This window comes from Aggregatilinea sp. (assembly GCF_036822615.1).
Taxonomy (GTDB): domain Bacteria; phylum Chloroflexota; class Anaerolineae; order Aggregatilineales; family Aggregatilineaceae; genus Aggregatilinea.
In genome coordinates, this window is sequence record NZ_DAISHJ010000072.1 from 15,788 (window position 1) to 24,332 (window position 8,545).

An 8,545-nucleotide genomic window follows, 5' to 3' on the forward strand; every position below is an offset into this window, starting at 1 on the left:
GATCGTGCCCGGCTCGACCGCATACACCATATCGAGGTTGTAGAAGGCCAGTTGGTTCACGGCCAGCGTGAACCGCACCGTCTTGCTTTCGCCCGCCGCCAGATGCGCGCGCTTGAAGCCGCGCAGCTCCTTGACGGGGCGCGTCACGGAAGACGCCGCGTCGCGCACGTACAACTGCACGATCTCGTCGCCCTCGCGCTCGCCTGCATTGCGCACCGTCAGCGAAATGTCCACCGACTCGCCCGCCGACGCCTGCGCTGCCGAAATGCTCAAATCGCCGTACTCGAAGCGCGTGTAGCTCAGCCCATAGCCGAACTCATACAGCGGCTTGGTGCTCAGTTCCACGTAATCGCCCTTCCAATGCGACCGCCCGCCCGACAGCTTGTGGCTGTAGAAGACCGGGACCTGCCCCGCGTCGCGCGGCATCGAGATCGGCAGCTTGCCGCCGGGATTGTAATCGCCAAACAGCACGTCCGCGATCGCGTTCGCGCCTTCTTCGCCGGGCAGCCACGCGTGCAGAATCGCCGGGACGTGCGCCGCGATCCACGGGATCGCCTGCGGACGCCCGCTGATCAGCACCACCACGACCGGCGTGCCGGTTTCGGCCACCGCTTCCACGAGCTGCTGCTGCACGCCCGGCAACCCGAGTTCGGCGCGGTCGCGTGCTTCGCCGCAGGTGCAGTCGTCCGTCAGGCCCGATTTTTCGCCCACAACCAGGATCGCCACATCCGACTGCCGCGCCGCCTCGACCGCTTCCGCGAAGCCCTCGGTCGATTCGCCCAGCACCGTCTCGACGCCCGCCGCATACCGCACCTGCGTCTCCGGCCCCAGCTTGGCGCGGATGCCGTCCAGCACGCTGATCATTTCCACAAAGTTGGCGACCACTTCCAGCCGGTCCGGACGCGGCAGCCCCAACGGATTATCGTTATCCGCTTCGAGCAGGCTCTCGATGTGCGCCGGGTACGCGTAGTCCCCGACCATGTTGCGCACCGTGTCCGCGTTGGGGCCGATCACCGCCACCGACGGGATCTTCTTGTCCAGCGGCAGCAGGCCGTTCTCGTTCTTCAGCAGCACGATCGATTCGCGCGCGATCTCCCGCGCCAGCGCGCGCTGATCGGCGGTATCGAACACCTGCGGCGCGCTTTCGACTTCCACGAACGGATTCTCGAACAGGCCCAGCTCGAACTTGACGCGCAGCACGCGGCTGACCACCTCGTCCAGCAGCGCCATATCGACCGCGCCCCGCTCCACTTCGCGGACCAGCGCGTCGCTGTAGCAGTCCGTGCTCGGCAGTTCGATGTCGATGCCCGCCTTGATCGCCGTGCTTGCGGCATCTTCCTTGCTGGTCGCCACGCGGTGATAGGCTGCCAGTTGATCCACCGCGAAATAGTCGGACACCACCAGCCCGTCGAAGCCCCATTCCTCGCGCAGAATGCCGGTCAGCAGCGCACGGTTCGCGCCGCACGGCACGCCGTCCAGTTCGTGGTAGCCGTTCATAATCGTGGCGAGTCCGGCGGTTTTGATCGCCGCTTCGAACGGGCGCAGGTAGATCTCGCGCATCTCGCGCGCGGCGATGTGCGCCGGGGCCCAGTTCATGCCGCCCTCGCCCATGCCGTAGCCCACGAAGTGCTTGCCCGTCGCCATGATGCCCTGGCGCCAGTCGTCGCTCTGAAGCCCCTGCACGTAGGCCGATCCCATCCGCGCGACGAGGTACGGATCTTCGCCCAGCGTCTCCTCGACGCGTCCCCAGCGTGGATCGCGCGTGACGTCGAGCACGGGGGCCAGCGCGTGATGCGCGCCCACGGCCCGCATCTGCGTCTTGATCACCGCGGTCATTTCTTCCACGAGTTCGGGATTCCACGTGCTCGCCACGCCGATCGACTGCGGAAAGCACGTCGCGCTCAGCGCCATATAGCCGCTGCAGCATTCCTCGTGCACCATCGCCGGAATGCCCAGCCGCGTGTGGTCGATCAGCCACTTCTGGATCGCGTTCGCCAGTCGGGCGCTGTCCGCCGGGCGCAGGTTGCTCGCCCCGCCAATACGCGTAATCTGGCCGATGCCATGCGCCATCAGCCGTCCGGCTTTCCCCTCCGAGAAGGTCAGGCCGTCCAGAAGCTCGAATACCCATGCGCTGCCCAGTTGTCCCACCTTTTCTTCGAGCGTCATCTGCGCCAGCAGATCGCTGATGCGCTCCTCGGTGGGCCGGGTCGGATCTTTATAAAGTGGTTGTTGGGTTGTTGCTTGCGTCATCGAAGAAACCTCATTTCAGGGTCTTGCCAGAAAATCCCAGAGTCACCAGATATACGACTGCCAGAAGCGGCTGCGCGCTTTTCGAGCGGGAACGCGGTTCCTCGCTCGTTCCCCCGTGCTCCCCTTCCGCAATACGCGGAATCAGGGCGCGCGGCGTCGATCCGGCTTACTTCAGCGCACCCGCCATCATACCGCGCAGCACTTTCTCCTGCCCCACAATGTAAATCAGCACCAGCGGCAGCGCCGAAAGCGTCAGCACGGACAGAATCGCGGGAATATTCATCGAATACTGCCCCTGATATTCCCAGATCGCCAGCGGCAGCGGTTGGTTCTTGGGCGACGTGATCAGCACGAACGCGAACACGAATTCGTTCCACAGCGTCACCGAGTTGTAAATCGCCAGCGTCGCCAGCCCCGGCATCGACAGCGGCAGCATGATCCGCAAGAACGTGCGGATCGGTCCCGCACCGTCGATGTAGGCCGCTTCTTCCATCTCACGCGGGATACCGCGCATGAACTCCGTCAGGATGAAGATCGACAGCGGCAGGTTGAACGCGACGTACGGCCCCAACAGCGCCCACAGCGAGTCGTACAGGCCGATGTCGCGCGTGAACAGGTACACCGGGATCAGCGTAATGTGCACCGGGATCACCAGCCCGGCGATCACCAGCCCGAACAGCGGGCGGTTGAGAATGAACTTCATCCGCGCGAAGACGTAGGCCGCCATCGAGCTGATTACCAGGATCAGCCCGACCGAAACGAACACGATCAACACGCTGTTCTGCACGTAGGTGAAGAACGAGCCGCCGGTCAGCACCTCTTTGTAATTGGTAAATGTGGGGTTCTGGGGAAAGGCGAAGACATCGCCCGAAAACAGCTCGAAGCGCTCTTTGAAGCCCGTCATCGCCATGAAGTAAAACGGCGCACCTGAAACGACCAGCCACACCAGCCCGATCGCGATCAGCACCGTATTGTTCGCCAGCTTACGTGTATTCATAGGTTACACCTCCGTCTCGAAGCGGCGGGTCAGCGTCTGCGAGACGATAGCGATCACCATGACGATGATGAACATGGCCGATGCGACAGCGCTGCCGTATCCCATTTCAAACGACGGAAAGGCTTTTTTATACATGTACGTTGCCATCAATTCCGAGGCGTTGCTCGGTCCGCCTTCGGTCATCACCCAGATCAGGTCGAAATATTTGAGCGACCCGATGAGCGAAAGGATCATCGCCGTGCGCAGCGTGCCCTGCATCAACGGCAGCGCGATGCTGCGGTAATAGCGGGGCTCGGTTGCCCCGTCGATCAACGCGGCGTCCTTCAGGTCTTCCGGAATGCCCCGCAGGGCCGCCAGGAACAAAATCATGTAAAACGGGGTGTACTGCCAGCAAATGACGGCGATCACGGCGTAGAGCGCCACGCCCGTATCGCCCAGCCAACTGCGCGTCCAGGCATCAAGCCCCACCGTTTCCAGCGCGGGATTGATGATGCCGAAAACAGGGTCGTAGATGTACTTGAACAGGATGCCGATCGCAACCGACGACATCAACATGGGGAAGAAGTAAACCGTCTTGAAGATTTTAAAGACGAATAGTTTCTCGCCTTGTTCCAGTAAAATCGCCAGTCCCATGCCCAGCGGCATCTGGACCAGCAGCGACAGGCTTACGACGACCAGATTATTGCGGAACGCTTTCCAGAAAATTCCATCATGCAGCAGCCGGGACCAGTTTTCCAGCCCCACCGGATCTTTCGTCGGGTTGATGCCGTCCCACTCGAAGAAGCTCAGCCGGAACGACGAGATGATCGGCCAGACCACGAAGATCGACAGGAATACGACAGTGGGCAGCAAAAACAGGAAAATCGTCCAGGTGCGCTCACTGAAAAGCCGGCCACGCGAGGGGCGCGACCGGGTTAGCTCACGCGGGTGCGCAGCAGTGTCCATGATGCTAGCTCCTTGTTGAGGAGGGCCTTCCGTGCGGAAGGCCCTCCCGTAGGTGCGGACAGTCGAAACCGCCAGGAACAGCCGTCAGGCTATTCGCCGAAGTACTCGGCAACGGCGGCTTCCTGCTGCTGCGCGGCCTCTTCGGGCGTGATTTCCAGGCCAAAGAGCGCCTGCATCGTGTCCTTATGGACTTCGCCCAGTTCCGGCGGCAGGTACTGGTCGTACCAAAGCTGGACGCTGGCCGCGTTCTCAACGATCTCCACGATCTGCTTGAGCATCGGCTCTTCGATCATTTCCGACACGCCCTTGACCGGCGGCACGCGGCCCGACTCGATGCGCGCGGCGACCGATTCGTCGTCGATCACGTACTGCAGCAGCGCGAACGCTTCGTCAGGATATTCGCAGGTGGGCGAAATGCTGTAGTAGTTGTCGCCAACCGTACCCACGACATCGGTCGGATCGCCCGCGCCACCCTCAACCGCCGGGAACGGGATGATGCCGAGGTCTTCCGCGTAGAAGTCGGGATTCTCGGACAGGAAGTTGCCGATTTCCCACGAGCCCATCAGTTCCATCGCGGCCTGACCGGCGTAGATCAGCATACGGCCCTGGCCCGTGTCGTAGTCGAGACCGTTGAAGCCCTCATTGAAGGCGCCCATTTCGACCAGATCCTGAATCATCTGGCCCGCCTGGACGAACGCGGGATCTTCGAAGCTGCCACCGGTGCGGTTCGCGGCGCTGGCGAACACTTCCGGACCGGCGATACGGTCAACAAGGTACATGTAGTACATCGAGCTGGTCCACTTGGTCTTGTTCGCCAGCGAGAACGGCGAAATACCGTTGTCGATCAGCGTCTGCGAAACGGCCAGCAGTTCGTCCCAGGTCGTGGGCGGCTCCAGGCCGAGGTCCGCGAAGATCGCCTTGTTGTAGAAGATCACGGCCACGCTGGTGTTTTCCACCGGCACGCCGTAGATCTTGCCGTCGAAGGTCACGTTGCTCAGCGACGCCGGGACGAAATGATCCTTGTAGTCATCGGCGTTCATATAGTCGGTCAGGTCGAGCACCTGGTCGGCCTTCACGTACTCATAGAGCGGGCCGCCGCCCCAGGAGAGGAAGATGCACGGCGCATCGCCCGCGCCCATCGCTGTGCGGATGCGGGTCTTGTAGGGGTCGTTCTGCATCGGGACCACTTCGACGTTCACGTCAGGGTTGTCGGCCATATAGCGATCTACGGCCTGCTGGATCAGCATCGGGCCGTCGCCCGTGTTCTGGATATGCCAGAAGGTAATGCTTTTCTCCTGGCGGGCCGAGACGACGCCGCCACCGATCAGCATCGCCACAACCAGGACAAGAATGAGCGCCTTACGCATGGGTAATCTCCTTTAATAAGCTGAACGGTAAATGCACTAGTAGACAAAGCAGAACGTTGCGCCCGCTTCGGGCGATCACAGGTCAGTGATCCTTATCCGCCAGCCTCCTCCTTTCGAATCACCTCACCTGCATTCATAAGCGTTATGGCTGCAAGGGCGCGCATGAATCACGGATGACCAGTTCGGTTTCCAGGAAAATGCGCTCCCGAGGCAGTTGGGGATTGGCAATGTAATCTAATAGCATCCGGGTGGCGATGCGGCCCATCTCCATCAAAGGCTGCCGCACGGTAGTCAGTGCGGGCCGCACGCTCGCCGCCTGTGGAATGTCGTCGAAGCCCAAAATCGAAATGTCGTTGGGGATGCTCAGGCCGCGATTGCGCGCCGCATCCATCGCGCCAAACGCGCACAGGTCGTTCGATGCGAAAATCGCGGTGGGGCGATCCGCCCGCGCCAGCAGTTGGTCGGCGGCGGCGTAACTCACGCTCTGCAAAAACTCGCCGTCCACCACCAGCTCCGGCTCGAACGCGATGCCGTGCGCCTGGAGCGCGTCCCGGTAGCCCTTGAACCGTTCGTTGGCGCTGTTGAGATGGCGCTGGCCCATGATGAATCCGATCCGGCGGTGTCCCAGATCGATCAGGTAGGTCGTTGCGCTCAGCGCCGCCTGATAATTTTTAGCGATCACGGTCGGGCTGAAGTCATCGAAGCCCTGGTGATCGATCACCACGTAAGGAAACTGTTCCTGGCGCAGCGTGTCGAGATAGCCGCGCGGGTCAGAGGGGACCAGCAGCAGCAGGCCGTCCGTCAGGCCGCGCACCAGTGTTTTCAGGTACGTCGCTTCTTTGTCGGCGTGGCGATGCGTCGTGTACAGCATCAGGTCATAGCCGCTGGAAGACAGCCCATCGTCGATCCCGCGCACCACCTCACCGATATACCCGTTGCCCAGCTCAGGCACCAGCAGGCCGATCACGTTGGATCGTCCCCCCGCGAGGCTGCGCGCCTGCGGATTCACGACGTACTGTAGCCGCGCGACGGCGGCCAGCACCTGCTCGCGCTTCTCCGGTTTGACGTGATCTTTGTTGTTCAACACGCGCGACACGGTAGAATACGACACGCCGGAAACGCGAGCGATATCTTTGATAGTGACGTGAGACGAGCGGCGCGACTTATTCAAGTGCCCTTACCTTATGCCGATAATTTGTGAAAGCGTTTGCAAACTAGAGTAAATGAAAAGCTCGCGGGCTGGCTGTGCAGTAACAGCGGCTGAGCAGGGAAACACCTATGCAGAGGAAGTGGGGTGCAAAAAAGCGGATTCATTGTCAAATCCAACGACTATTCAAAAGAAGAAAAATGTTGTTTTGAAAGCGTTTGCAAATTCACTGTATCAGAAAGTCAGGGCGGTGTCAAGCGAGTCGCCCGCGATTTATTGTGTCATTTTCCCGTCGTCAATTCCCGTGAAGATCAAAACGCGACGCGGCGGATCAGGCGTTTGCCCGCCCCGCGCGCCAGCGTGAGATTGCGGGGCGTGGTGGTCAGTTCGAGCGCGACCTGTCCGCCCCGGACCACCGGCAGCGCATCCAGCGCCGCGCGCGCCGACTCGCGCACGGTGTTTTCGTCCCCCGCCGCCTGAATCTCAATCCGCAGTGTGGCCTGCTGCTTGCGCAGCGCGACCCCCGCCTCGAAATCGAGCACCCCCTCCACCCCGAACAGGATCTCGTCCAGGTCCGCCATCGAGAGGCGGTCCTCCGCGCCCACCGTCACGAAGCTGTCGATGCGCTCGCGCACGCGGGCCAGCGTGCGCAGCACCGTGCCGCACGCGCACGGTTCGGGGATGAAGCGGCTGAGGTCGCCCGTCCGGTAGCGGATCAGCGGCATCGCGTGGCGCGTCAGCGTCGTCACGACGATCTCGCCCTGTTCGCCGTTTGCCGCGGGCTGGCCGCTGGCCGGATCGATGATCTCCACCAGCAGATCCGCCTCGCGCAGATGGTAGTCCGCGTGCGCGTCGCACTCGACGCCTCCGCCCAGCCCCATCTCGGTCATGCCGTAATGGTTGTACACCTCGCACTTCCACGCGCTCCGCACGGCCTGCACCACGGCGTCCGGCACGTGATCCGTGCTCAGCAGCACCGCGTCGATGCGCGGCTGGGGGAAATCCAGCGCCGCCGGCGCGCGCACCAGGCTCAACACCTGCACCGGCACGCCGACCACCACGTTCACCTGCTCGTGATGCAGCGCCGCGAGCGTTTCCGCCACGTCATGCACCGGGCCGTGCCGCACCGCGTGCGCGCCCAGGTGCTTCAGCCCCTCCGCCAGCAGATCCCCCACACTCCCGGCGCGCTCGGCGGGCAGCAGGATCAACGCCCGGTCGCCCTGGCGCGTGAACGTAGACATGCCCACCCGGAAGAAATCGATGGTGAGTTCCTGGTCTTCTTTGGAGAAAAACAGCCGCTTGGGCTGCGCCGTCGTGCCGGAGCTTTGCAGCGTGACCACGCGCTGCACGTCGCTCTGCGACACGCACACGAACCCCAGCGGCGCGCGCCGCAGATCCTGGGCGGTGGTGAACGGCAGCATCCGCACGTCGTCCAACCGGTCGATCTGCGTGGGCAGCCCGGCCAGATGCGTTCTGTAAAAGGTGCTGTGTGCCCGGCACAACGCCAGCGTCTTGTTCAGGCGGTCGAGCTGGTAGGCTTCGATGCGATCAGGCGTGGGACGATCCGGCTCGCAGGCGATCTTGTGCGCGATCCACGGTTCTAGCGGGGTGAGCATAGCGACCTCGATACAGGGAGATGCCCTGGCGGTTGGTCAGGTTATAAGCACAAAAGGGGATGATCTGCCCAGTCGGGCTGACGGTATGGATGCAGCAGTCCCGCAGCCGCTCCAGATCGAGCGTCCACGCGTCCTGAAAGGCCATCCCTGAGATGCTGAAGGCATGCGTTTGCGCCCGTGCCAGCACCACGTCCCAGGTCCCCAGGCTTGGCCCGGCGCGCAG

General features: G+C 62.5%; 6 protein-coding genes and 1 pseudogene. All 7 read right to left on the reverse strand.

Annotation, left to right across the window (positions count from 1 at the left end; all coding sequences use genetic code 11):
* Positions 1-2,250, reverse strand: a 2,250-nt coding sequence (locus V7116_RS17350) for a glycoside hydrolase family 3 N-terminal domain-containing protein (protein WP_324393219.1), incomplete at its 3' end; no start/stop codon positions are given.
* A gap of 166 nt (positions 2,251-2,416) precedes the next feature.
* A complete protein-coding gene (locus tag V7116_RS17355) occupies positions 2,417-3,247 on the reverse strand; it encodes a carbohydrate ABC transporter permease (protein ID WP_324393220.1) in 831 nt (276 codons plus the stop codon).
* 3 nt (positions 3,248-3,250) lie between these two features.
* Positions 3,251-4,192: a carbohydrate ABC transporter permease gene (locus tag V7116_RS17360; protein ID WP_324393221.1), complete on the reverse strand. Its 942-nt coding sequence runs from the start codon at positions 4,190-4,192 to the stop codon at positions 3,251-3,253.
* Between the two features lie 89 nt (positions 4,193-4,281).
* On the reverse strand, positions 4,282-5,559 hold the full coding sequence (locus tag V7116_RS17365) for an extracellular solute-binding protein (protein WP_324393222.1): 1,278 nt from the start codon (positions 5,557-5,559) through the stop codon (positions 4,282-4,284).
* A 142-nt stretch (positions 5,560-5,701) separates the two neighbouring features.
* Positions 5,702-6,730, reverse strand: coding sequence for a LacI family DNA-binding transcriptional regulator (locus tag V7116_RS17370; RefSeq protein ID WP_324393223.1), 1,029 nt, complete (start codon positions 6,728-6,730; stop codon positions 5,702-5,704).
* A 287-nt stretch (positions 6,731-7,017) separates the two neighbouring features.
* Positions 7,018-8,322 carry a DVU_1553 family AMP-dependent CoA ligase gene (locus tag V7116_RS17375; RefSeq protein ID WP_324393224.1) on the reverse strand — a complete coding sequence of 435 codons (1,305 nt, stop codon included), beginning with the start codon at positions 8,320-8,322 and terminating at the stop codon, positions 7,018-7,020.
* Positions 8,255-8,545, reverse strand: a pseudogene (locus tag V7116_RS17380) (hypothetical protein); the annotation flags it as partial. The pseudogene V7116_RS17380 and the gene V7116_RS17375, both read right to left, overlap by 68 nt.

What these genes read in the sequence shown, in the direction of transcription:
- V7116_RS17355 (WP_324393220.1), bottom strand. Translation starts at nt 3,247, where the DNA reads ATGAATACACGTAAGCTGGCGAACAATACGGTGCTGATCGCGATCGGG.
- V7116_RS17360 (WP_324393221.1), bottom strand. Translation starts at nt 4,192, where the DNA reads ATGGACACTGCTGCGCACCCGCGTGAGCTAACCCGGTCGCGCCCCTCG.
- V7116_RS17365 (WP_324393222.1), bottom strand. Translation starts at nt 5,559, where the DNA reads ATGCGTAAGGCGCTCATTCTTGTCCTGGTTGTGGCGATGCTGATCGGT.
- V7116_RS17375 (WP_324393224.1), bottom strand. Translation starts at nt 8,322, where the DNA reads ATGCTCACCCCGCTAGAACCGTGGATCGCGCACAAGATCGCCTGCGAG.